The sequence below is a fragment of the Oceanobacillus saliphilus genome (genome assembly GCF_023522835.1).
Classification (GTDB): Bacteria; Bacillota; Bacilli; order Bacillales; family Amphibacillaceae; genus Oceanobacillus; species Oceanobacillus saliphilus.
Genome location: NZ_JALCZU010000007.1, coordinates 209,301 through 232,943, shown reverse-complemented (window position 1 = coordinate 232,943; position 23,643 = coordinate 209,301). Strand labels below are relative to the sequence as shown.

Below are 23,643 nucleotides of genomic sequence, written 5' to 3'. Positions count from 1 at the left end.
CTCGAGTGAAGGTTTACTTTATTAAAAGCGCGAATGCATAAAAAAGAAGCTTTGCTAATCTAGCAAAGCTTCTTGTTCATTATCCTCCAATGATATGATAGCCTGAATCAACATGTAATATTTCTCCTGTTATTCCACGTGAAAGCTCACTAATAAAGAATAATGTAGCGTCTCCAACCTGATCCTGGTCTACATTACGTCGGAGTGGAGCTTTTTCCACAATAACATTCGCTTTATCGTTAAAACCGGAGACACCTTTAGCTGAAAGTGTACGGATAGGACCTGCAGATATTGCGTTAACTCGAATGCCGTATTTACCTACATCTTCAGCTAAGTATCTTACGCTTGCTTCAAGAGATGCTTTAGCGACTCCCATCACATTGTAATTCGGAATAACACGTTCAGATCCTAAATAGGTTTGTGTTACAATGCTGCCACCTTCAGTCATAACTTCCTTAGCTGCTTTTGTAACTGCAACAAGTGAATAAGCGCTGATTTCATGCGCTAATAAGAAACCATCACGTGATGTATCTGCATACTCACCACTCAGTTCCTCGCGTTTAGCGAAGGCTACTGAATGCACAACGCCATGAATAATACCGACTTTTTCTTTGATTTCATCAAATGCTTGTTTAATGCTCTCATCACTCGATACATCACAGGATACAATTAATTTCGGTTCAATTTCGTGATTTTCCAATAATTTCACTAATTTTTGATAAGATCTTTCCTGTCTATTTGTAAATATTAAGTTTGCCCCTGCATGATGTAATGACTTTGTTATCCCCCAAGCAATGCTTCGCTCATTAGCAACACCCATAACGACTATATTTTTCCCGTTTAATAAACCAGACATAATAAACCTCCACTTTTAATTTCTTTTAAATATTATAACCTATTAGGACCAGGTAATGAAACGATAATCACTTAATTGGTAAATCAATAATAGATTAGACAATATTTAAATTAATTATTTCTTTTTGATATATTCTTAATAATCGCAGGATGACCCTTGAAATATAGGTTTTTTTACTTTTTTAAAAAAACTTTAATAAATATTCATTTTTCCCCTTTACAAAGTTACTTATACTAGATATAATAAAATTCGTCAGTTTGCGACAGGTTAGCAAACGGATGATTATATGTGATTTATTGGCCCGTTGGTCAAGCGGTTAAGACACCGCCCTTTCACGGCGGTATCACGGGTTCGAATCCCGTACGGGTCACCATATGGAGGATTAGCTCAGCTGGGAGAGCACCTGCCTTACAAGCAGGGGGTCGCAGGTTCGAGCCCTGCATCCTCCACCATTTTCCTTTTCCGGCCTAGCTCAATTGGTAGAGCGAGCCGTTTACTTCCTTGAATAAGCTACCACATGCAGGCTTGCGAGGAGTGCGACTTCGCCGATTAGGTTTGCAACACAACGAGCATACTAGGTGAATGCTGTACTAAACATAAGCTAACTAATTTTTTTAAGCCGGCCTAGCTCAATTGGTAGAGCAACTGACTTGTAATCAGTAGGTTGGGGGTTCAAGTCCTCTGGCCGGCACCATTTTTTTTTTGAATAAATTAATACGTATAGTTAACAATATGTACGGAGGGGTAGCGAAGTGGCTAAACGCGGCGGACTGTAAATCCGCTCCCTCAGGGTTCGGCAGTTCGAATCTGCCCCCCTCCACCACTACTACTACTATTGTTGGGCTATAGCCAAGCGGTAAGGCATCGGGTTTTGATCCCGTGTATCCTAGGTTCGAATCCTAGTAGCCCAGCCATTTTTTATGTAGAGGGATATTAATTCCTTCGATTATACATGAGCCATTAGCTCAGTTGGTAGAGCATTTGACTTTTAATCAAAGGGTCGAAGGTTCGAATCCTTCATGGCTCATCAAGAAAAATAGTAATGCAAAATAAACAAGGTCGTTATGGCAACATACAACCTTGTTTATTTGCATTTTAAGAGGAAATTTCACATAATAGATACAGTGGATTTTCGGGTGACCATTATACAGGCAGATACTTCTAATGAAAATAAAACGGGTTTCGTGTTATAATTTATTTAGTTTAAATTGCACATAATATAAGGTTTTTTCATATACAATCTCTATACTAAAGGATGATCCAGGATGAAATCTTCCAGAATCCCCGGTTTTTACAATATGTCTGTTGAACAACGACGGGAATTACTGAAAAAGGAACTTGGTTTCTCTTCAGAGGAATTAAGTGATCTTTATATAAACGAACCTCTATCCATTGATACTGCAGATAAGATGATTGAGAATGTTATTGGTACATTTCAACTTCCGTTAGGTTTAGGATTGAATTTCCTAATAAACGGGAAAGAATATGTAATACCTATGGCAATAGAAGAAGCTTCTGTAGTTGCTTCAGCTAGTCATATAGCTAAAATTGTCAGAAGTTCTGGAGGGTTTCGTACGGAAGCAACCGAAAGAGTAATGATCGGACAAATCCAGGTAGTAGGATGCCCCGATTTTCAAACTGCTAAGCGTGCTGTTTTAAATGAAAAGGAAGCATTAATAAATGCAGCAAATGCAGCATATCCAAGCATTGTTAACAGGGGTGGCGGAGCACAGGATATGGAAGTGCGTATTCTTAATGAAGAATCTGATTCTAAATATGGACAGATGCTTGTCCTCCATATATATGTTGATACTTGTGATGCAATGGGAGCGAATATAATTAATACAATGGTTGAATCGATAGCTCCTATTGTTGAGGAATTGACCAAAGGTAAGGTTTATTTGCGTATATTATCGAACTATGCAGATAAATGTCTGGCCCGGGCCAGGTGTGTGATTCCACCTGGAATGCTCGCTACTGGAGATTATTCTGGTGAGCATGTGCGGGATGGAGTTATTCATGCATATGAATTTGCTGCATCGGATCCCTATCGTGCGGTAACCCATAACAAAGGAATAATGAATGGAATTGACCCAGTTGTTATTGCAACCGGCAATGACTGGCGTGCGGTAGAGGCTGGAGCACATGCGTATGCTTCCCGTCATGGGAGTTACGGGTCCATGACAACCTGGTCAAAAGATAATGATGGAAACCTGGTAGGGGAGATTGAATTGCCGATGTCTATTGGTACAGTTGGTGGAGCTACGAGAGTTCACCCAATGGCAAAACTTTCTCTTTCCATGATGAATATTGAATCGGCCAAAGAACTTGCTCAAGTAATCGTTGCAGTAGGATTGGCACAAAATCTCGGGGCTTTGAAGGCATTAGCTACAGATGGTATTCAAAAAGGGCATATGGCTCTCCATTCTCGATCTGTTGCCATTGCAGCAGGAGCTTCAGGGGAGATGATTGATATCATTGCTGAAAAATTAATCGAATTAAAACAAATCCGTGTCGGAAAAGCTAAAGAATTGGTGGAACAGTATAAAAAATGAGTGCAGAAAAAGTAACAACTTCAGAGAAAACAGCTATAGGTATAGCTCATAGTAAACTAATCCTGATCGGAGAGCATGCAGTTGTACACGGACAACCTGCAATCGCTATTCCTTTCCCGTTAATTGGTGTGGAAACAGTCATTGAGCGTGTACCGGGATTGGTTAAAATCGATAGTACTTTTTATCACGGACCGCTTCATTTGGCTCCGGAATCTTTGCACGGTATTGTTAATTGCATTAAAGAAACACTTGAATATTTGGATATCCCATGTGAAGATTTGCTGATTCATATCAATTCATCCATCCCACCAGGTAAAGGATTGGGATCGAGTGCATCTGTTGCCATTTCTGTAATAAGATCATTATTTGATTTTGCTGATAGAGATTGTGCTGAATCGGAATTATTAATGCTAGCAAATGTGGCGGAAACATACGCACATGGTGCTCCAAGTGGAATCGATACACTTACGATTACATCAAAGACACCAATTTGGTATGAAAGGGAAAATCCTATTGATTATATAGATCTTGGTGAAGATTTTCATTTTATTGTTGCTGATTCGGGCAGGGTCGGGGATACCCGGACATCCGTCGAGTCGGTGGCACGATTATTGAAATCTGCTCCAAAACGTATTCAAAGGAAAATTGACCGAATCGGCGAATTAACACACCATGCAAAGGATGCATTGGAAAAGGCGAGCAAGCAATTTCTCGGACAACTTCTGAATGAAGCCCAAAAGGAATTGGAAGCTCTCGGTGTTAGTGATTCCGGTTTAAATAAGCTGATTTACTTTGCCCGTAAAGAAGGGGCACTTGGAGCAAAACTAACGGGTGGCGGAAATGGTGGATGTATTATTGCGCTTGCCCAAAATGAAGTTCATTCCAAACAGCTTGCTGAGAAGCTGAGAAAATATGGAGCTACATCCGTATGGCCATTTGTTTTAAAGAAGCAGGACAGATAGAAAAGTTCCGAAAAGGGAGATAAAGAATGAAAGCTACAGCCAAAGCGCATACAAACATTGCTTTAATAAAATATTGGGGAAAGCGCGACGACGCGCTTATTTTACCGACAAACAGCAGCCTTTCCTTAACATTGGATGGTTTCTATACAACGACAACTGTAGACTTTCAGGAAGATTTATTACAAGATCGTTTTATCCTTGATAATCAACCAGTAGAAGGCGAAGCTTATAGACGTGTAACGGAGTTTCTTGACTTGATTCGCCGGATAGCTGGAAAAGAAAATCTGTATGCGGACGTTCACTCTACAAATGATGTCCCTACCGCTGCCGGATTCGCTTCTTCTGCTTCCGGTTTTGCGGCGTTGGCTGCAGCTGGAACGAAAGCAATCGGACTTGAACTATCTGATCGGGAATTATCCCGACTTACCCGGCAGGGGTCAGGTTCAGCATGCCGCTCTATTTATGGTGGATTTGCTGAGTGGGAAATGGGAAATAACGCAGACGGTTCGGACTCTTATGCTGTTCCAATAGCTCCGGCTGAACATTGGGATATTCGTGTAGCGGCGGTTGTTCTATCGTCGACGATGAAAAAAGTGTCAAGCCGATCCGGAATGAAAAGAACGGTGGAAACATCGCCTTTCTATTCCGGATGGGTAGACACCATTCCGAACGATTTACTAGAAATAAAAGAAGCGATACATGCGAAGGATTTTGAAAAGACAGGCAGTATTGCTGAAGCTAACTGTCTGAAAATGCATGCAACAACATTAGCTGCAGATCCTCCGTTTACATATTGGCATGACACTACAATGCGTGTTATGCAGACAGTCCAGGAGATGAGGGAAAACGGCATTCCTGCCTATTTTACCATTGATGCAGGTCCGAATGTTAAAGTGCTTTATCTTCCAGAGAATGAGGAAAATATCAAAAAAACACTTCGCAACATACCCGGTGTATCGGATGTTATTTTAAGTAAATCGGGTTCGGGAATAAGCTATCTTTAGGGGTTGGAGATTTTGCCAAATACATCAATGACGATAAAAGTTCCAGGTAAATTAATGATAGCTGGAGAGTTTGCTGTTCTTGAACCACATCACAACTTAGCGGTTATGGCAGTCAATCGATTTGTATATGCCACCATTTTGAGAAGTCATGATAATAATCGACTTACATTACATGATTTCAATCTTCTGGATCTGGCCTGGGAGTTTGAAAAAGATCGAGTAATCGTCAACACAGATGATGAAAGAGTACGCTTCGTTTGTGATGCAATGACCATTAGCTATCGATACTTGAAGGAAAAGAAAGTAAGTATCGGGAAGTTCCATCTATCCATTAACAGTGAGCTTGACGATGAATCTGGCAATAAGTACGGTTTAGGATCCAGTGCAGCGGTAGTCACTTCAGTCGTGTCTGCTATTTTAAATGAATTTATGACAGAAGAACCATCTAAGGAACTCATCTTTCGACTTGCGGCAATATCTCATGTAAAAACGCAGGGGAATGGTTCAGGTGCAGATGTAGCTGCTTCCTCATATGGTGGTTTGCTTCAATATTCATCCTTCCAGGCAGAGTGGTTAAGGAGTGCCTATTTGCAAAGTGATTCCATAACCGCTTTGGTAGAAATGGATTGGATTTATTATTCATCAAAGCCGATTTCGATGCCGAAAAGCATTTACTTTTGTGTAGGGTGGACAGGAAAACCAGCATCAACTGCCAAACTTGTTGATAAAATTCTTCAATTAAAATTAGATAATCTAGATGCATACCGTACATTTTTGAAAAATAGCGATGATGCCGTAGCTGAATTTTTAAAAGGAATGCAAGAAGAAAATATCGATTTGCTGTTAAGTGGTGTGAAGAAGAATAGAGAGGCATTGTCTACTGTTGGCACGCATGCGAACACACCAATCGAAACACCTCTTCTCAGCACCTTGTGTAATATAGCAGAGTCTTTAGGTGGTGCGGCTAAACCTTCTGGTGCTGGTGGAGGCGATTGCGGAATTGCATTCATGCCTACGAAGGAAAAAGCGGATGAATTAGAGAGGTTATGGGAAAAAGCGGGGATCAAACCATTGCCACTGCAGCCTAATCCATTCGGGGCGAAACGTATTTAGTAATGTAAAGATATTAATGATTATAATAACGAAAAAGACATTATTTTCGGATTTATTCTGAAAATGAATGTCTTTTTTCGTTATTTATTGTGTGTATTTTTGATATTCATTCATTAATTGATCAAGTTTAACACTAGATGAAATAACGGCTTCAGAAGTCAGGTCATGTGTATAAGATAATAAAATCATCTCTTCGCGGCATTCTTCTATTTTCTCTTTTAAAATATTTTTAGTCACAAAACTTTCCTCCTATCTAGTATACTATAATAGAAAAATACCCAATTTAATTCAAACTTAAACATAAGAAAAAATGTGAAATGTTTGTGACAGGATTACATAATGACTTATATGCATGCGAAAATACGATGAAATTATGAAACCTTTTGTATAACATGTTCGTATTACAAGTACCGCATAGTAGGCGGAGGTAACCTAATGGATCAATTTATTAGAGAAAAAATTAAACAAGTGAAAAAAGGTGATCAGTCAGCATTTGGTGAAGTGGTTACCTTTTATCAAGATAAGATTTATCAGCATTGTTTAAGGATGCTTGGTAATGCACATGAAGCGGAAGATCTAGCACAAGAGGCTTTTATACGGGCATATGTTAATATCCATTCATTCGACGACCGCAGAAAATTTTCTACTTGGCTGTATCGGATTGCCACTAATTTAACAATAGACAGAATTCGAAAAAGAAAACCAGATTACTATTTGGATGCGGAAATAAAAGGGACTGACGGACTGGATATGTATTCCCAATTGGCCAATGGGGCAAAACTTCCAGGGGAGGAAGTGGAGAGCCTGGAATTGGAGCGCTATATACATCATGAAATATCTCAACTGCCCCCCAAGTACAGAAGCATCATTATGCTGCGATATTTGGAGGAATTTTCTCTTCAGGAAATAAGTGAAATTCTGGATATCCCTTTAGGAACTGTCAAAACCAGAATACATCGTGGAAGAGAAGCTTTAAGAAAAAGACTTCGTCATGTGTAAAGGAGTGTGTGCAACATGAACTGCAATAAAGAAACGATAGAATTAATGCATAACTATTTGGACGGAGATCTCACAAGTCAGGAAGAGTGTGATCTGCGCACACACTTGGAGGACTGTGAAGATTGCCAGCATTATTTTCATGAGTTAAAGCGTGCGATTACATTAATCAAAAGTGCAGAACAGTTTGCTGCCCCAGAAGATTTTACTCAAAAGGTCATACAGAATCTCCCAAATGAAAAGAAAAGGGTAAAATTTATGCGCTGGTTCAAAGTACACCCGGTACTTACAGCTGCAGCTATATTCTTTGTGTTGATGATGACTGGAATGCTTTCTTCATGGAATACCGATAGTGAATTAGTAGTTTCAAAACAGGAAGAACTGGTAGTTGAGGGGGACACGGTAATCGTGCCGGAAGGAGTGACCGTCCCTGGTGATGTCCTTGTTAAAAACGGCAATCTGATGATAAAGGGTACAATCGATGGCAATGTAACATTGGTGAACGGTAAACTGATAGATGACCGACCCATCGATAGTCAAGGATTAATGGCATCTGCCGGTGAAGTGACCGGGGAACTGGAGACGGTAGATCGGATGTTTGAATGGATGTGGTATCAATTAAAAGATTTTTTTAAAGGAGTATTTTCCTTTTAAAACATTCCAATAAATATAATCCGGATGAGACATTGGACTTATCCGGATTTTTGATTATTTTCACATAGCTATGGGCATATGTTTCCGGAAAATTATGTTATAATAAATAACGTTACAATCATAAAACATATAAAGATTGTTCGGGAAGTTATGCCTGTATTACCTTATTAAGTATGGCTTAAAGGCTTTTTGAACACTGCTAAAATAAATATTTTTACTGCTAAAGGATGTGTGAGCATGCTTGATGGGGGATTTGATTTATTGGATCTGCTTAGAATAGGCGTAGATGTAGCTCTCGTCTGGTATGTATTATATAAATTAATGATGTTGATCAGGGGTACGAAAGCAATCCAACTGCTAAAAGGGATTGCAGTAGTACTAGTCGTCTGGGCATTGAGCATCATACTAAACCTCCAAACAATGCAATGGTTGACGAATCAGGCTATTTCCTGGGGGTTAATTGTAATAATCATATTATTCCAGCCAGAGCTGAGAAGAGCACTTGAACAACTTGGTAGGGGGAATCTTTTCGCCAGAAGTGCCAAATCAGAAGAAGAACTTATCCAACAAGACATTGAAGCGATTATCCAGTCTTGCAGCTACATGGCCAAAAGAAGAATTGGTGCATTAATTTCCATTGAGCGGGAAACTGGTATAGGAGAATATATTGAAACAGGCATTGCAATCAATGCCAAACTTTCGCATCAATTATTGACAAATATCTTTACACCAAACACACCGCTCCATGATGGTGCCGTCATCATTAAAGAAGGAGAAATTACCGCGGCAGCCTGTTATCTTCCGCTTTCCGAGAGCCCTTTTATATCTAAGGAGCTAGGGACAAGACACCGTGCCGCAATGGGTATCAGTGAAGTGACGGATGCATTGACAATCGTGGTTTCGGAGGAGACTGGTGCTGTTTCCTGTACGAAAAACGGAGAGCTGCATAGAGATCTTGATATGGATAAACTTCGTGAAATGTTACGTGCACACTTATCTATAACTCAAAAGTCCTCTGAAAAACGATCCTGGAAACGGAGGGGGAATAAGATTGGATAACTGGTTTAAAAGTAAATGGTTTGTCCGAATTATCTCATTAGCCTTCGCGGTGTTTTTATATACGTTTGTTAGTGTCGGCGTTAACTCCTCCCAATCTGATTCCACTTTTTCGGGAGGTACAGATCAGTCACACATGCTGGATGATGTCCCAGTGGAAATAAGAATAGATGAGGAAAATTTTGTTGTAAGTGGAGTACCTGAAACAGTAACGGTTAATTTGCAAGGATCACCTGGAAGTGTGACACCAATATCTCTGCAGCGGAATTTTGATGTATATGTCGATTTGCAAGGGCTTGGTGAAGGTGAGCATACTGTTGAATTGGAGCATACAATATCCAATGATGTAAAAGCCTTTATTGAACCGAAATCAATTACAGTCACGATTGAAGAAAGGGCTACGGAGGAATTCAGTGTCGTCGCAGATTTTATTAACAGTGAGGGCATGGCTGAAGGTTATGAGCTCGTGGACTATCAGTTAGAACCTTCAACAGTTACAATTACGAGTTCACGGTCGATTATTAATCAAATTGGTATCGTAAAAGTGTATATTAATTTGGAAGGGTTGGATAGTTCCATAAATAACCGTGAAGTACCAGTAAATGTCTATGATACACAAGGTAATGAACTGAATGTAAGAATCCAGCCTGAAAATGTACAAGTTTCTGCAGAAATAAATAATCCAAGTAAATCAGTACCTGTAACGATACAGACTACGGGTGAAATGCAGAATGGCTATTCAATAAATTCGATTTCTGCTAATGTAGAGGAAGTAGAGGTCTATTCAACAAGCGATATATTGGAAGGTATCTCTGAAGTCACTACCGAAGCAATCGATTTATCTGAAATTACCGAATCAGGAACAATTGAAGCACAGCTAGCATTACCGGATGGTGTAAATGCCCAAGAATTGGAAACAATTGAGATAACGGTAGATATTGAGCAGACGCGTGACTTTGAAGACGTACCAATTACAGAGGAAGAATTGGAAGCCGGACTCGACATTATTTATAGTGAACCTGAATCTGCAAGGATGGGTCTTACAGTTACAGGTAGTGAAGCTGATATTGGTGAATTGACTGCAGATGATTTTCTTATTCTTATCAATCTGAATGGCTTGACACCAGGAGAACATCGTGTCCCTGTCACAGTTGAGGGACCAGAAATCGAGGATGTAACGGTTACACCTGAATTTGAAGAGGTATTAATTGAAATTAACTGAGCATCCCAAAGAAATTTATTGGAATGAGGCGCAGTTGAATTGGATGTAGTAAAAGGAGATGTAAAGATGGGAAAATATTTTGGTACAGATGGCGTCAGAGGGGTTGCGAATGAAGGCTTAACACCAGAGCTTGCATATAAACTTGGACGTTGTGGTGGCTTCGTTCTGACCAGGGATATCGATAAACCGCGCGTCCTAATCGGTCGTGACACACGGATTTCAGGACATATGCTTGAAGGAGCTCTATTAGCTGGGTTATTGTCAATTGGAGCAGAGGTAATGCGTCTTGGGGTCATATCTACTCCAGGTGTAGCATATTTGACTAAAGCCACTAGTGCCCAAGCGGGGGTTATGATTTCAGCTTCCCATAATCCGGTTGAAGATAATGGGATAAAATTCTTTGGTCCCGATGGTTTTAAATTAACTGATGAACAAGAAGCGGAAATTGAAAAGCTGATGGGCGCAGAAGATAATTTACCACGCCCAACAGGTGGTGGTGTCGGTATTGTAAATGATTACTTCGAAGGTGGCCAGAAATATTTATCCTTCCTAAAGGATACCATCGACAATGATTTTGAAGGAGTTCAAATTGCGATAGATTGTGCTCATGGTGCAACATCAAGTTTGGCAACACATTTATTTGCAGATCTTGAAGCTGACATCTTTACCATCGGATCATCACCAGATGGATTGAACATCAATGCTGGCGTTGGATCGACACACCCGGAATCATTACAGAAGTTTGTCTTAGAGAAATCTGCTGACATCGGTCTTGCTTTTGATGGGGATGGAGACCGTCTGATTGCAGTAGATGAAAAAGGTAATATCGTTGATGGAGACCAAATCATGTATATATGTGCAAAATATATGAATGATAAAGGATTACTTAAACAGAATACGGTAGTATCCACGGTTATGAGTAATATCGGTTTTTATAAAGCGATTGAAGAAAATGGTATGCGTAGTGACAAAACGGCGGTTGGCGACCGTTATGTAATGGAAGAGATGCGAAAAGGCGGATACAACCTCGGAGGTGAACAATCCGGACATATTATCTTCCTGGATTATATTACTACCGGTGATGGAATGTTATCGGCATTGCAGCTCGTAAATGTCATGAAGGAAACGGGAAAACCGTTATCTGAACTCGCAGGTGAGATGAAAATCTTCCCACAAGTATTAAAAAATGTGAGAGTGTCTGATAAAAATGAGGCATTAACCAACCCCGTCATATTAGACGAAATTGCAGCTGTAGAACGCGAGTTGGGTGACCAAGGTCGTGTATTGGTTAGACCTTCCGGTACGGAGCCTTTGGTAAGGGTAATGGTTGAAGCACCTACCAAAGAAGAATGTGAAAAGTATGCGGACCAAGTAGTCGATGTGATAGAAAGATTGCTTGGCATTAAGTAAGTTATGAAGAGCTGATTCTCAGTAGAATCGGCTCTTTTTGTATGTCTGTTGCTTTGTAAGCTTAAAAGTGCGACATACTTTACTATTGTTTCTGCTGTAGTCAGAAATCCACTACGGCCAGTCGCGAACTTTAGGGGAACTGCTTTAGGATCTTCGAGAAATTACCAGATGACTGAAAAAGCAAGAGAACAAACATGGCACCAAACTATCTTGATAAGTCAGAATAGTTTATAATTAATGCTGTGATAAATAAATATTCAATGAAGAGAGTACATACAACAAAGAGGACGTAAAAATTTTAGGAGGATGATGATGATACAATTTCCAAAACCAACAGTAGAGCAATTTTTCCGTACCTATGTGATTGGCGGTTTTGCAGTGAGCAAGGATGAAAAGCGGCTTGCTTTTATCTCAAACTTAAACGGGAAGGTTAACTTATGGGCAATCGACTTGGATCAATCGGGTTTTCCTTATTTATTTGCTCATCACGATGAATCAGCGAGTTTTATAAAGTTTGATCCAGAGAATCGATATGTACTTACCGGGTATGACCAAGATGGCGACGAAAACTATCAAATTTACGCATTACCATTTGATGGAGGACTGCCACAGCCATTAATTACGGGTGACCCTCAAGAGAAATATTTCTTTGTCGATTTAAGCAAAGATGGGAAACGTGTCTATTATGTTACTTCGGAAGGTAATCCTTCCATGCTTAATACAAAGGTCCGAAACCTGGAGGATGGCACAGATACCTTATTAAATGAAGGGGAAATTTCACCAACGGAACTTGCTGCTGTATCCGATGACGAAGATGCCTTTGTGTATTTGCGTTCTTTTGCGAATACATATGTGACAGGGTTTGTTAAAAAAGGTGAAGATACATTCTCTCTAACTCCTGATCCGGAGAAAGTTCATGTTTCATTTGATCCGACTTTCACCGATGACAAAACCATTTATTTTATAACCGATTACGAGAGTGAATACAGTTACGTCGCCAAATTCGATCTAGATACGAAGGAATTTGCAAAGGTATTAGCTATTGAGAGCGAAAGTATCACTACATTAAAATGGGATAAGACAAACAAGGCTTTCTACCTGGTCACAGAAAAAGGTGTAACAGATATGCTGTACCGCTATGAAGTAGACTCTGAGAAACTTGAGCAATTGGCGGCCCCAACAAGTCTTGTCGAACAGCTGGTTATTACAGAATCAGGAAATTTGTATGTGTTGGGCACAAGTGCAACGATTCCACACAACATCTTCCGTTCCAAAAATGGCAGCGAATGGGAAGCCTTGACGGACAATCGTGTACTTGGGTTAAGTGAAGCAGATATGGTAGATCCTGATGTCGTTTCCTATAACTCATTTGACGGTATGGAAATTGAAGCACTTTTATTTAAAGCAAAACCAGAATATGACAATGGCTATACCATCTTCTGGCCGCATGGAGGTCCACAGTATGCGGAGCGGAAACAATTTCGATCCATGTTCCAATGCTTCCTTAATCGTGGGTATACCATTTTTGCTCCGAACTTCCGTGGCAGCACAGGATACGGTTCCTCTTTTGTGAAAATGGTTGAACAGGATTGGGGACATGGTCCTCGTCTGGATAATGTGGCAGGAATAGAGTGGCTTTTTGAAAATGGTATTACGGACCAGGAGAAACTATACCTTGTTGGTGGTAGTTATGGTGGGTATATGGCATTGCTTTTACATGGTCGTCATCCGGAATATTTTAAAGCGGTAATCGATATATTCGGGCCATCAGATTTGTTTACGTTTGTGAATTCGGTACCAGCTCATTGGAAGCCAATTATGGAACGTTGGATTGGAGATCCGGAACGGGATAAGGAGCGGTTTATTAAGGATTCACCGGTAACCTATTTGGAAACGATGACGAAGCCGATGCTTGTTATCCAAGGAGCTAAGGATCCACGAGTTGTAAAGGAAGAATCAAATCAAATTGTTGCAAAATTGGAAGAAAAAGGACGGGATGTGGAATATCTCGTTCTAGAAGATGAAGGCCACGGTTTTTCAAAAAAAGAAAATGAAATTAAAGTCTATTCACTGATGCTTGAGTTTATTGAAAAACATCAGAATTAAAGTATAGGAGCTCTCCATTCAGGGAGAGCTCCTATACATGAAAAGGTGATCGTAAACAACTGTAGAAAGTTGTTCCACCATTTCGATCATGCACATGGCCAGATTACATTTCATACACTATCGTAAAGTTGCTCATTAAAAAAAGTATTGACCTGATCTCTTTTTTTCAGTTACAATATAGTGAGCTCTTTGTGATGTTTCATTATCTTTGGAATGAGGTATATAAACAGAGCTGAGGTTGATTCAAGAATGGAAAGGAGCATCGAAGTTACAAGCGGTTAATAAAAGCGCCAGGACTATTTTTCTGATCGGTGACGAAAAATAGTTGACGAGGTGGAGGTTATCGAAAGTTTCGGCGGATGCCTCCCGGCTGGATATCTCAGTCGTTCAGCTTTATCCCGAAAACAATGAGGCGACTTATTGGACAAAAGGGTAAAGAAAGATGTTCAAATTAAAATACACGAGAAAGGGGCAGTTAAACGCCCCTCGAAGAGAAATAAAGGTTCGTTTGTCTGCCCCTTCATTAGGAGGACATCGAAATGTGCGGAATAGTAGGTTATATCGGACAAAACGACACAAAAGAAATTTTATTAAATGGACTGGAAAAATTGGAATATAGAGGATATGACTCTGCAGGAATTGCTATCCTGAATGATGAGGGAGTCAATTTGACTAAAGTAAAGGGCCGTATCGCGGCACTACGTGAAAATGTCGATTACGCTGTACATGCAACAATGGGAATTGGCCATACCCGCTGGGCGACACATGGTGTACCAAGCATCATTAATGCACATCCCCATCAAAGCGCGTCTGGAAGATTTACGATTGTTCATAATGGTGTTATTGAAAATTACAAGGACTTGAAAAAAGAATATCTAAATGATGTAAGCTTCGTTAGCGATACAGATACGGAAGTAATCGTACAGCTGATTGAAAAGCTATATCAGAAACATCAGGACACGACGGAAGCATTCCGTGAAGCGATGGGTCTTTTAAAAGGATCTTATGCAATTGGCCTGATCGATGCTGAGGATTCTGATACACTGTATGTTTCCAAAAATAAAAGCCCGTTATTAGTGGGCTTAGGTGATGGATTCAACTTAGTTGCAAGTGATGCGATGGCGACTTTGAACGAAACGGATCAATATGTAGAGATTTTCGATAAGGAGATTGTACTTGTAAATCGTAATTTTGTTGAAGTGCAAACACTGGAAGGAACGGCTGTAGAGCGTAAACCGTACACAGCTAAAATCGATGCGAGTGATACCGAAAAAGGTACGTACCCACACTTTATGCTTAAGGAAATTGATGAACAGCCGATTGTTATGCGTAAAATTATCAATGAATATCAAAATGAGAAAAACGAATTGAAGCTCGATGCGGATATTCGTCACGCAATGAAAGCAGCTGATCGTATTTATATCATCGCTGCTGGAACGAGCTATCATGCTGGTTTGGTTGGTAAAGAGTTCCTAGAAAAATTAGCTAAAGTACCAGTAGAAGTCCATGTTGCAAGTGAATTTTCATATAATATGCCATTACTGTCGGAAAAACCATTATTTGTGTTTCTTTCACAAAGTGGGGAAACTGCTGACAGCCGATCCGTATTGGTAAGAATTAAAAAAATGGGATATCCGGCACTTACCATTACGAATGTGCCAGGATCCACCCTTTCTCGTGAAGCAGATTATACACTACATTTATATGCAGGACCTGAAATTGCAGTTGCGTCAACAAAAGCATATACCGCTCAAATTGCCGTTTTGGCAATTCTGGCAGTAGATACAGCGAATGCAAAGGGCCTTGAGTTGGACTTTGATCCGATGCAGGAACTTGCAATTGTTGCGAATGCGATGGAAGTATTAACCGATCAGAAAGAAGAATTGGAACAGCTGGCAAGAGAATATTTTGCCACTACACGTAATGCTTTCTTCATTGGCAGAAGCGGCGATTATAATGTTTCCCTTGAAGCGGCGCTAAAGCTGAAAGAGATTTCCTATATTCAGGCAGAAGGGTTTGCCGGTGGAGAATTGAAGCATGGTACCATTGCTTTAATTGAAGAAGGAACGCCTGTTATTGCTCTGGCAACACAGGGAAATGTTAATTATTCCATTCGCAGTAATGTTCAGGAAGTTGTTTCTCGTGGCGCAAATGCAATGATTATCAGTCTAAAAGGTCTGGAACAGGATGACGATGCTTTTGTATTACCGCATGTTCATGAACTATTGACGCCACTTGTTAGTGTTATTCCGATGCAATTGCTTTCCTATTATGCAGCATTGCACCGTGGATGTGACGTGGATAAACCACGTAACCTGGCAAAATCAGTGACAGTTGAATAATATTTTGCTGTGATTTTGAAATAATGTTTAACCTTTTGTACCCCTTTGGACTTTTTGTCCAAAGGGGTACTTATATGGGAAAAATCTTTAGGAATGAAAATTAGATATAAGAAGATCGAAATCCACGAACAGGTTCAGACTGTCGACCACGTCTTTAGTGTTTACTTACTTTTTCCTGCTTTTTCTTTCAATCTAAGCTTCGTGTTAGATCTGATTTGTTCTAATCTGAGCGATTTCAAAAGTGAATAGACCATGAACAATAAAATAATGGAAAACGGAAAAGCTGCTATAATCATTACATTTTGTATACCTTGAAGTCCACCACTATACAATAAGGCAATAGCTGTCACCGAAAGTACGATGCCCCAAATCAATTTAATTCCATTCGGAGGGTTTAAGGACCCATTTGTTGAGTGCATACTTAAAACAAATATTGCTGAATCCGCGGAAGTGACGAAGAAAACAGCGATAAGGATGACGGTTAAAATCGATGTAATAGTGCTAATCGGCATTGTACCTAGCATACCAAATAACATCTCTTCTGCTTCTAGTGAAGAAATATTGATTATTCCTTGGGATTCAAGCCACATCGCTGTACCGCCTACAAAGGAAAACCATATAAAGCCGACCAAAGAGGGAACGAGTAAAACTGCTATCGTAAATTCTCTGAGTGTACGCCCTCGTGAAACGCGAGCAATAAATGTTCCAACATAGGGAGACCAAGCGATCCACCATGCCCAGTAAAAGATTGTCCAATCATTGATCCACTCCCGACTTTCCGGACTCCCAGGAGCGATTCGGAAACTGAGTTCAGGAAGTGTATTTATATAGGTACCAAGCGTATTCGTAAAAAGGTTTAGTGAATATAAGGTGGCACCACCAAATATGAATATGAATAAAAGCAAAATAAGAGCTAATAGCATATTAAAACTACTGAGTAGGCGAATACCTTTATTAAGTCCTGTCATTGTAGAAGTTAAGAAGAAAACAGTAATGATGAGAATAATAACAGCTTGAATCCAAAAGGTAATCGGTAAATCGGTTAAGTATGAAATACCTCCGTTCATCTGTACTGCACCAAAACCAAGGCTCGTAACAATACCTGTTACCGTTGCGATAAGAGCAAACGTATCGATAACCTTTCCTGCTATCCCATCCGTATTCATAATCGGTGACAGTGTCCCGCTTATTAAACCAGGCTTACCCTTCCTGAAATTAAAATAAGCAAGGCAAACCGCAATAATCGCATAAATCGCCCAAGCGTGTATACCGTAATGAAAGTAAACGAAGCGCATTGATTCACGTGCAGCTTCAACTGTCCCCACTTCGACTGTTGGCGAATTTATCCCATAGTGTGACATTGGTTCTGCTACCCCATAAAAGACAAGTCCTATCCCGACACCAGCGCTAAACAACATTGCGAACCAAGATAAATAGCCATATTCTGGTTTATCACCTTCTTTTCCAAGCTTTATTTTCCCATACGGGCTGACAATTAAAAATAAACAAACTAACAAAAATAGTGTTACTGCAATGAGGTAATACCAACCAAATGTATTTATAATAAAGCTTTGAACATTTTCAGTAACTACCTGTAGAATGTCTGGCAAGATAACACCAGATATAATCACTAAAGATAATATTCCGACAGCCCAATAAAAAACAGGCTGTATTCGGCTGTGTTTTGACTTCATGGATGACTCTCCTTTAAGTATGTTTTCCCTAGTATGCACAGAACTCCATTTTTTAAAAGAGTAGCCTATTGTCCATAGAAAAGAGAAGGGGAAGGAGAAGGACGCAGGGACAGGTACATCGTCCGGACTAAGGCTTAATCCACTTATGAATACGTTATTACTACATAAGTGCAACAATTTTAAAGCACTCCATCTATACCTTTGCTACTACTTCATTCCAGTTATTCGGACGAGGAACCTATTCCCCTTGTCCACCCTCAAGAATTATACATTGACGAAATAGGCAAATCATTATATATTTAGATATAGAATTGAAAATCATTCTCAACTAAACTAATTGAGAACTTGTGAATGGTGATGGAACCTTTGGGGGTTTTAAGAGATGAGTTTTATTCAAATGAAAAATATAACGAAGAACTTTCATCGCATAGGTGAGCCAGCAGTTAGTGAACTCAACCTTGCTATAAATCAAGGAGAAATTGTTACATTACTCGGACCAAGTGGCTGTGGTAAAACGACAACCTTGCGTATGCTTGCAGGATTTGAACAGCCAGATTCTGGAACGATTATAATTGATGATTTAACTGTATTTGACAATTATAAATCAGTTCCTCCTGAAAAACGCGGGATCGGTATGGTTTTTCAGGATTATACTTTGTTTCCACATATGACAATTGAAAAAAATGTGATGTTTGGCCTATCAAAATGGAGATTTCGTGAAAGAAAACGAAGAGCTGAGGAAGTATTGGAGCTTGTTGGGTTATCTGATTATGCGAAACGCTCTCCAAATGAGTTATCCGGTGGTCAGCAGCAGCGTGTTGCATTGGCTAGGGCATTAGCACCGAAGCCACATGTTATTTTAATGGATGAGCCGTTTAGTAATCTTGATGCAGGACTTCGTGAAAAAATGCGCTTTGATGTTGCAAATATATTAAAACAGGCAAATACAACAGCGATTATTGTAACACATGATCAAAAAGATGCATTTTCTGTATCTGATCGTGTTGTAGTAATGAGAAATGGAGTCATCCAGCAGATTGATGAACCAAGGCAAATGTATCGTTGTCCACGTAATTGTTTTGTCGCGCAGTTTGTAGGTAAAACAAATCTATTAACTGGAAAGCTATGTCCAGATATGCTACATGTGGATACACATATTGGCCGTGTTTCCCTTCCAGAAAGAACGGAGCAGCTACTAGAAGAGGTTCATGTATCCATTCGTCCTGAAGGCTGTCGTTTAACGGAGAAAGGTCGCTATAGTGGTAAAGTCGAGCGAGTGACTTACGGTGGTGATTATCAGGAATTAGAAATCAGCCTGCCTACAAATCCACTAGTTAATGAACCAATGATAATTTATGCTCCGGTTGAAAGAGAAGTTGAGATTGGCTCGATTGTTTCATTTGACATTACTCCAGAGTTAGTAGCTCTTGTAGAAAATTAAATGTATTTTTGACTAAGGATGTAAAGGAAAACGGTGATGTCATAGTTATCTCTGTTTTCCTTTTTATTTGCAGGAGAAGATAGTAAACAACTTTTTTCTCTTGCATAAGTGCAACTAGAACATTTGCCGTTAAAGCGTCGGCAAATGTCAAGTTTTCTAAGCAGTGTATTATTAAACTTTCTGAAATTTCCATTGACATTGATAATCATTTTCAATACAATAAATAGGCGGTTGAATAATTGATAATAGTTCTCAATTATTTCGCTTGATAATTAGATGAACAATAGGAGGAGATATATGTGAACATTCGATTTAAAGGAATACTTTTGTTGATTTCCATCGTAGCAGTGCTATTAGCAGCTTGCGGTTCCAATAATGATCAAGGTGCTCCGGATAGTGCAGACGAAGGGGTTAGCCCTGAGGAAACAGGAGAGTTAGTTGTTTATTCCGCTAGAAATGAGCGATTTGTGCAGGATTTATTAGAGAAATTCATGGATGATACAGGTATTAAAGTGTCTGCATTACATGGCACAGATCCATTACAAATTGAGGCAGAAGCAAATAATGTACAAGCAGATATATTTATTTCCAATGATTTAGGTGCATTAGGCTATTTAGATGCACAGGGCTATTTACAAGGTTCTGAGCCAGAAGGAATGGACATCATCCCAGAGCAATTTCGCTCAGCGGATAATGCATATTTTGCTATTTCAGCAAGGTCACGTGGATTTATTTATAATAAAGATTTAATAACAGAGGAAGAAATGCCTAAAAGTATAGAAGACCTGTTTAATGCAGAATGGGCAGATGTCCCGAATGGTTATGCCATTACAAGAGGTGGTAATGGTGGTATGATTGGTAATGTATCTGCATTGCGTTATGAGTGGGGCGACGAAAAAACTGCAGATTGGATTGCAGCGATCCAGGAAAATGCAGCAGGTATTTATGAAGGACATGGCGATATTAGAAAAGCAGTAGGTGCTGGTGAACATGCATTTGGACTTGTGAATAATTACTACTTTCATCAGCAACTGTTAGAGCCTACAGATAATAATGTTGGTTTCATATATCCAGACCAAGAAGATGGAGAAATGGGTGCCATCGCAAATGCCGCTGGGATTGGTAATGTGAAAAATGGACCGAATGAAGATAATGCTATTCTTTTTATTGAATGGTTGCTTGAGTCTGAAAATCAGGTGAAGTTTGTAGGCGAATCTTTGGAAGTATTAATTAATTCTGATTTGGAAGCTGAATATCCTGAGGAAGTACAGGAGCAAATTGTTAATTTTGAAGACTTGAATGTTCAGGATATGCCAATCACGGAATTAGGTAATTATTTTCAAGGTACAAAGGAATTAATTGAAGAATCAGGTTTGGATTTGGAATTGAGGTAGTATACGTATTAATTTCCCTCTATTAGGAGTATTATAATGAAGGATAATAAACAGGATGAACAATTGAAGAAAAATAAAAACAAGGCTGCCGGCATTTTGCCACAGCCTGCTTTGCTTTTTTTAACAAAAATATGGCGAAGGACATGGCGTGGTAATCCGCCGGGAATGATTCTGTTCATGGTTGGATTAATCGTCGCTATCATTATGTCGATACCAATTATTTATGTCATATTTCAATCCATATCTGCTGAATCAGATCGATGGCTACGTTTATTAGATAATCGTATACCAGAGTTACTTTGGAATACATTATCACTTACTATTGTTGTCACGTTTTGTGCAGTTGCCATTGGTGTAGCTTTAGCTTGGTTTATGGTTCGAACAGATATACCAGGAAGGAAAATTTGGCAATGGTTACTGGCACTTCCTTTAGTTATTCCACCATATGTCGGTGCAGTTACATATATTATTGTTTTAGGACGAAGTGGATGGGTACGGGATTTATGGGAAATGGTAGGTTTCTTAGGTGAATATCGTATTAATATATATTCCTTTTGGGGTGTTGCATTTGTTTTAATCATGTTTACATATCCTTATGTTTATTTAATAGCAAGTGCTTCATTGCGAAAGATGAATCGTAATTATGAAGAAGTCGCACGTTCCCAAGGGATGTCGACCTCGAAAATTTTTTGGAAGGTAAACCTGCCATTCCTACGTCCAGCAATTGGTGCAGGTGCTATTTTAATTGCATTATACGTCTTGTCTGACTTTGGTGCGATTGCTATGCTCCGCTATGTAACATTCACTGCAGCTATATATTTTCAAACTGCTAGCTTTGATACGGAGGCAGCAGCAGTACTTAGTCTTGTATTAATTGTTATAACGGTAATTATTTTATGGATAGAAGGCTTTACAAAAAAGAAAAGTAATTACCATCAAACATCGAACACATTTAAAGCGCCAAATCGACTTTTACTTGGAAAATGGAAGCCAGCTGTTCTTGCATTTGTTATAGCCGTATTCCTTTTATCCGTATTGATTCCAATTGCTGTCTTAATCTACTGGTCTGTGATTGGTATTCAAATGGGTGCACTTGATTCAAGATTCTTCGGTTTTGTATGGAATAGCTTCCGCTTGTCTGGTGCAGCTGCTTTATTATGTATGGTGTTAGCGATCCCGGTCGTTTACTTGAAATCTCGCTATCCATCGTCGATTTCTATTGGAATTGATAAATTAAGCTATGCTGGTTACGCGCTCCCTGGAGTTATTGTAGCACTTGGTTTTGTATTTATTTTCAACAATCATTTACCAGCACTGTACAATACGTTTTATGTGGTTGCTATTGCATTTATTGTTCGCTTTCTACCACAGACGATGCAGTCGACGGAGGCTTCCTTATCTTTAGTTTCTCCGCGTGTAGACGAAGCTGCAAGGAGTTTAGGTTACCCACCATGGAAGGTTTTAATTAAAGTAATTATTCCAGCGATTCTTCCAGGTGTGCTTGCTGGTGGTGCACTCGTGTTTGTTAGTTCAATCAAGGAGCTTCCTGCTACATTGATGCTACGTCCGCCAGGCTTTGATACACTTGCTGTTAGAGTATATTTCGAAGCAACAGAAGGAATCTATCATCTAGCAGCCCCTGCAGCATTACTCATCATTATTGTATCGATTCTTCCACTACATATATTATTAAGGAAGTACTAATGTAGTAATTTAGGGACGCATGGATAGGTACATCGTCCGAACTCGGCTTATTCCACTTAAAAAATACGTTATTACGACATAAGTGCAACTAAGGCTGTCACCGAAAGACTTGGTGACAGCCTTAGTTTTCTAATAAATAAATTCCATTCTCATGGTTTTCATTCATCTATACTAGCAATACAATTTTAAAGTGCTCCATCTTTACCTTTGCTACTAATTCTATTTCATTCTAGTCATTCCGAGGAACCTTTCCATTTCTCTATTACTCCTTTGCTTCCTAAAAAGACGCTATAAATCTTCTTCCAACTTCGATATCTTTTAGTATCCTCCTTTGAGTTAACTTGATTAATCGTTATTTCCATTCTTTCAGCCTAATCTTCGAGGTATGATTTTTATAACAATCGGCTAAACCAGATCTGAAATAACGTGTGAAGTTAAATTAGATAACTTAAAAATCAAGTAAAATTTATCTAGAATTAAGTGCTTGTTCCTAAATCTAGTTGCTTGATCAAGCGTTTGATTGAATTCCAACGTTCTGCAATTTAAATATAAGATGGTACTAAGTATGAAGATTTTGAAATAAAAACGGATGAGAATAACGTAATTAGCAAAAAGTTGCGGATATAACAATAAATAATAAATCGTAACGATTACTGTTTACAAATCGTAATGATTACGCTATGATAGGAAATATTAAAAATTCATAATTAGAAAGGAAGACGAGAGATGAAATTTATACAGGTGTTAATTATTTTATGTTTTACAGCACTTATAATTGTTGGCTGTTCTTCAACTGAAGAGGATTCAACAAATGCGAAAGAATCAGATAAGCTCACGGTGTATACTTCGGTCTATCCATTACAGTATGCTGTTGAGCAAATTGGCGGAGATACTGTTGCGGTCAAGACAGTTTATCCTCCAGGAGCAGATGCACATACATACGAGCCTACATCTAAAGATATGACAGCAATTGCAGAAAGTGATGCATTTATTTATATAGGTTCCGGTATGGAAGGATTCGCATCAAGCGCAGCGAATGCATTAGTCAATCAGAATGTAAAATTAATTGAAATTGGGCAGTACGAGGAACTTTTCCATGGATATGGTGTAGAATCGCATGGGCATGATAACCAC

Annotated in this window: 18 protein-coding genes and 6 tRNA genes; 21 read left to right on the top strand and 3 right to left on the bottom strand. The window is 39.3% G+C overall.

What is annotated here, in order from left to right; translation table 11 throughout:
- Positions 1-79: 79 nt before the first annotated feature.
- On the bottom strand, positions 80-856 hold the full coding sequence (gene fabI / locus MN204_RS13330; protein ID WP_249871569.1) for an enoyl-ACP reductase FabI: 777 nt from the start codon (positions 854-856) through the stop codon (positions 80-82).
- A gap of 298 nt (positions 857-1,154) precedes the next feature.
- Here fabI and MN204_RS13325 point away from each other — a divergent pair.
- The 10 genes from MN204_RS13325 to MN204_RS13280 all read left to right on the top strand — a co-directional run bounded on the left by MN204_RS13325 (position 1,155) and on the right by MN204_RS13280 (position 6,490).
- Positions 1,155-1,229: transfer RNA gene (locus tag MN204_RS13325), tRNA-Glu, on the top strand.
- 3 nt (positions 1,230-1,232) lie between these two features.
- Positions 1,233-1,308: transfer RNA gene (locus MN204_RS13320), tRNA-Val, on the top strand.
- A gap of 166 nt (positions 1,309-1,474) precedes the next feature.
- Positions 1,475-1,550 (top strand) — tRNA-Thr (locus tag MN204_RS13315).
- A 44-nt stretch (positions 1,551-1,594) separates the two neighbouring features.
- Positions 1,595-1,679 (top strand) — tRNA-Tyr (locus tag MN204_RS13310).
- 16 nt (positions 1,680-1,695) lie between these two features.
- A tRNA-Gln gene (locus MN204_RS13305) sits at positions 1,696-1,770 on the top strand.
- Between the two features lie 40 nt (positions 1,771-1,810).
- A tRNA-Lys gene (locus MN204_RS13300) sits at positions 1,811-1,883 on the top strand.
- A gap of 238 nt (positions 1,884-2,121) precedes the next feature.
- Entirely contained in the window at positions 2,122-3,411 is a 1,290-nt protein-coding gene (locus MN204_RS13295; protein ID WP_249871568.1) for a hydroxymethylglutaryl-CoA reductase, degradative, read from the top strand.
- Entirely contained in the window at positions 3,408-4,373 is a 966-nt protein-coding gene (gene mvk, locus MN204_RS13290) for a mevalonate kinase (RefSeq protein WP_249871567.1), read from the top strand. Before MN204_RS13295 ends, mvk begins: the two co-directional genes overlap by 4 nt.
- A 26-nt stretch (positions 4,374-4,399) precedes the next feature.
- Positions 4,400-5,377, top strand: a complete 978-nt coding sequence (mvaD, locus tag MN204_RS13285; protein WP_249871566.1) for a diphosphomevalonate decarboxylase — start codon at positions 4,400-4,402, stop codon at positions 5,375-5,377.
- A 12-nt stretch (positions 5,378-5,389) separates the two neighbouring features.
- The gene (locus tag MN204_RS13280; RefSeq protein ID WP_249871565.1) at positions 5,390-6,490 is read left to right on the top strand and encodes a phosphomevalonate kinase; all 1,101 of its coding nucleotides are present in this window, start codon (positions 5,390-5,392) and stop codon (positions 6,488-6,490) included.
- Between the two features lie 84 nt (positions 6,491-6,574).
- On the opposite strand, the gene MN204_RS13275 is transcribed toward MN204_RS13280, so the two are convergent.
- A complete protein-coding gene (locus tag MN204_RS13275; RefSeq protein ID WP_249871564.1) occupies positions 6,575-6,727 on the bottom strand; it encodes a Spo0E family sporulation regulatory protein-aspartic acid phosphatase in 153 nt (50 codons plus the stop codon).
- 198 nt (positions 6,728-6,925) lie between these two features.
- On the opposite strand from MN204_RS13275, the gene sigW reads away from it, so the two are divergent.
- The 7 genes from sigW (at position 6,926) to glmS (ending at position 16,276) form a co-directional block, all read left to right on the top strand.
- A complete protein-coding gene (gene sigW / locus MN204_RS13270) occupies positions 6,926-7,489 on the top strand; it encodes an RNA polymerase sigma factor SigW (protein ID WP_249871563.1) in 564 nt (187 codons plus the stop codon).
- A gap of 15 nt (positions 7,490-7,504) precedes the next feature.
- Positions 7,505-8,140, top strand: a complete 636-nt coding sequence (rsiW, locus tag MN204_RS13265; protein ID WP_249871562.1) for an anti-sigma-W factor RsiW — start codon at positions 7,505-7,507, stop codon at positions 8,138-8,140.
- Positions 8,141-8,377: 237 nt separating this feature from the next.
- Positions 8,378-9,199: a diadenylate cyclase CdaA gene (gene cdaA / locus MN204_RS13260; protein ID WP_249871561.1), complete on the top strand. Its 822-nt coding sequence runs from the start codon at positions 8,378-8,380 to the stop codon at positions 9,197-9,199.
- Positions 9,192-10,418, top strand: a complete 1,227-nt coding sequence (locus MN204_RS13255; RefSeq protein WP_249871560.1) for a CdaR family protein — start codon at positions 9,192-9,194, stop codon at positions 10,416-10,418. Before cdaA ends, MN204_RS13255 begins: the two co-directional genes overlap by 8 nt.
- 66 nt (positions 10,419-10,484) lie before the next feature.
- Positions 10,485-11,828 (top strand): phosphoglucosamine mutase, encoded by a 1,344-nt coding sequence (gene glmM, locus MN204_RS13250; protein WP_249871559.1) that lies wholly within the window; start codon positions 10,485-10,487, stop codon positions 11,826-11,828.
- Positions 11,829-12,140: 312 nt separating this feature from the next.
- Entirely contained in the window at positions 12,141-13,934 is a 1,794-nt protein-coding gene (locus MN204_RS13245; RefSeq protein WP_249871558.1) for a S9 family peptidase, read from the top strand.
- 539 nt (positions 13,935-14,473) lie between these two features.
- Positions 14,474-16,276: a glutamine--fructose-6-phosphate transaminase (isomerizing) gene (glmS, locus tag MN204_RS13240; RefSeq protein WP_249871557.1), complete on the top strand. Its 1,803-nt coding sequence runs from the start codon at positions 14,474-14,476 to the stop codon at positions 16,274-16,276.
- 161 nt (positions 16,277-16,437) lie between these two features.
- Here the strand turns inward: glmS and MN204_RS13235 are convergent, their stop codons facing one another.
- On the bottom strand, positions 16,438-17,970 hold the full coding sequence (locus MN204_RS13235; protein WP_249871556.1) for a BCCT family transporter: 1,533 nt from the start codon (positions 17,968-17,970) through the stop codon (positions 16,438-16,440).
- Between the two features lie 382 nt (positions 17,971-18,352).
- On the opposite strand from MN204_RS13235, the gene MN204_RS13230 reads away from it, so the two are divergent.
- The 4 genes from MN204_RS13230 to MN204_RS13215 all read left to right on the top strand — a co-directional run.
- A complete protein-coding gene (locus MN204_RS13230; RefSeq protein WP_249871555.1) occupies positions 18,353-19,411 on the top strand; it encodes an ABC transporter ATP-binding protein in 1,059 nt (352 codons plus the stop codon).
- A 299-nt stretch (positions 19,412-19,710) separates the two neighbouring features.
- Entirely contained in the window at positions 19,711-20,805 is a 1,095-nt protein-coding gene (locus MN204_RS13225; RefSeq protein ID WP_438804705.1) for an extracellular solute-binding protein, read from the top strand.
- Positions 20,806-20,841: 36 nt separating this feature from the next.
- Positions 20,842-22,509: an ABC transporter permease gene (locus tag MN204_RS13220; RefSeq protein ID WP_249871554.1), complete on the top strand. Its 1,668-nt coding sequence runs from the start codon at positions 20,842-20,844 to the stop codon at positions 22,507-22,509.
- Positions 22,510-23,235: 726 nt separating this feature from the next.
- Positions 23,236-23,643: metal ABC transporter substrate-binding protein (locus tag MN204_RS13215; RefSeq protein ID WP_249871553.1), on the top strand; the 408-nt coding region annotated here is incomplete at its 3' end.

Bases quoted from the DNA above. Each gene is read 5' to 3' on its own strand.
- cdaA (WP_249871561.1), top strand. From the start codon at position 8,378: ATGCTTGATGGGGGATTTGATTTATTGGATCTGCTTAGAATAGGCGTA.
- mvaD (WP_249871566.1), top strand. From the start codon at position 4,400: ATGAAAGCTACAGCCAAAGCGCATACAAACATTGCTTTAATAAAATAT.
- mvk (WP_249871567.1), top strand. From the start codon at position 3,408: ATGAGTGCAGAAAAAGTAACAACTTCAGAGAAAACAGCTATAGGTATA.
- sigW (WP_249871563.1), top strand. From the start codon at position 6,926: ATGGATCAATTTATTAGAGAAAAAATTAAACAAGTGAAAAAAGGTGAT.
- rsiW (WP_249871562.1), top strand. From the start codon at position 7,505: ATGAACTGCAATAAAGAAACGATAGAATTAATGCATAACTATTTGGAC.
- MN204_RS13245 (WP_249871558.1), top strand. From the start codon at position 12,141: ATGATACAATTTCCAAAACCAACAGTAGAGCAATTTTTCCGTACCTAT.
- MN204_RS13230 (WP_249871555.1), top strand. From the start codon at position 18,353: ATGAGTTTTATTCAAATGAAAAATATAACGAAGAACTTTCATCGCATA.
- MN204_RS13235 (WP_249871556.1), bottom strand. From the start codon at position 17,970: ATGAAGTCAAAACACAGCCGAATACAGCCTGTTTTTTATTGGGCTGTC.
- MN204_RS13295 (WP_249871568.1), top strand. From the start codon at position 2,122: ATGAAATCTTCCAGAATCCCCGGTTTTTACAATATGTCTGTTGAACAA.
- glmS (WP_249871557.1), top strand. From the start codon at position 14,474: ATGTGCGGAATAGTAGGTTATATCGGACAAAACGACACAAAAGAAATT.
- MN204_RS13220 (WP_249871554.1), top strand. From the start codon at position 20,842: ATGAAGGATAATAAACAGGATGAACAATTGAAGAAAAATAAAAACAAG.
- glmM (WP_249871559.1), top strand. From the start codon at position 10,485: ATGGGAAAATATTTTGGTACAGATGGCGTCAGAGGGGTTGCGAATGAA.
- fabI (WP_249871569.1), bottom strand. From the start codon at position 856: ATGTCTGGTTTATTAAACGGGAAAAATATAGTCGTTATGGGTGTTGCT.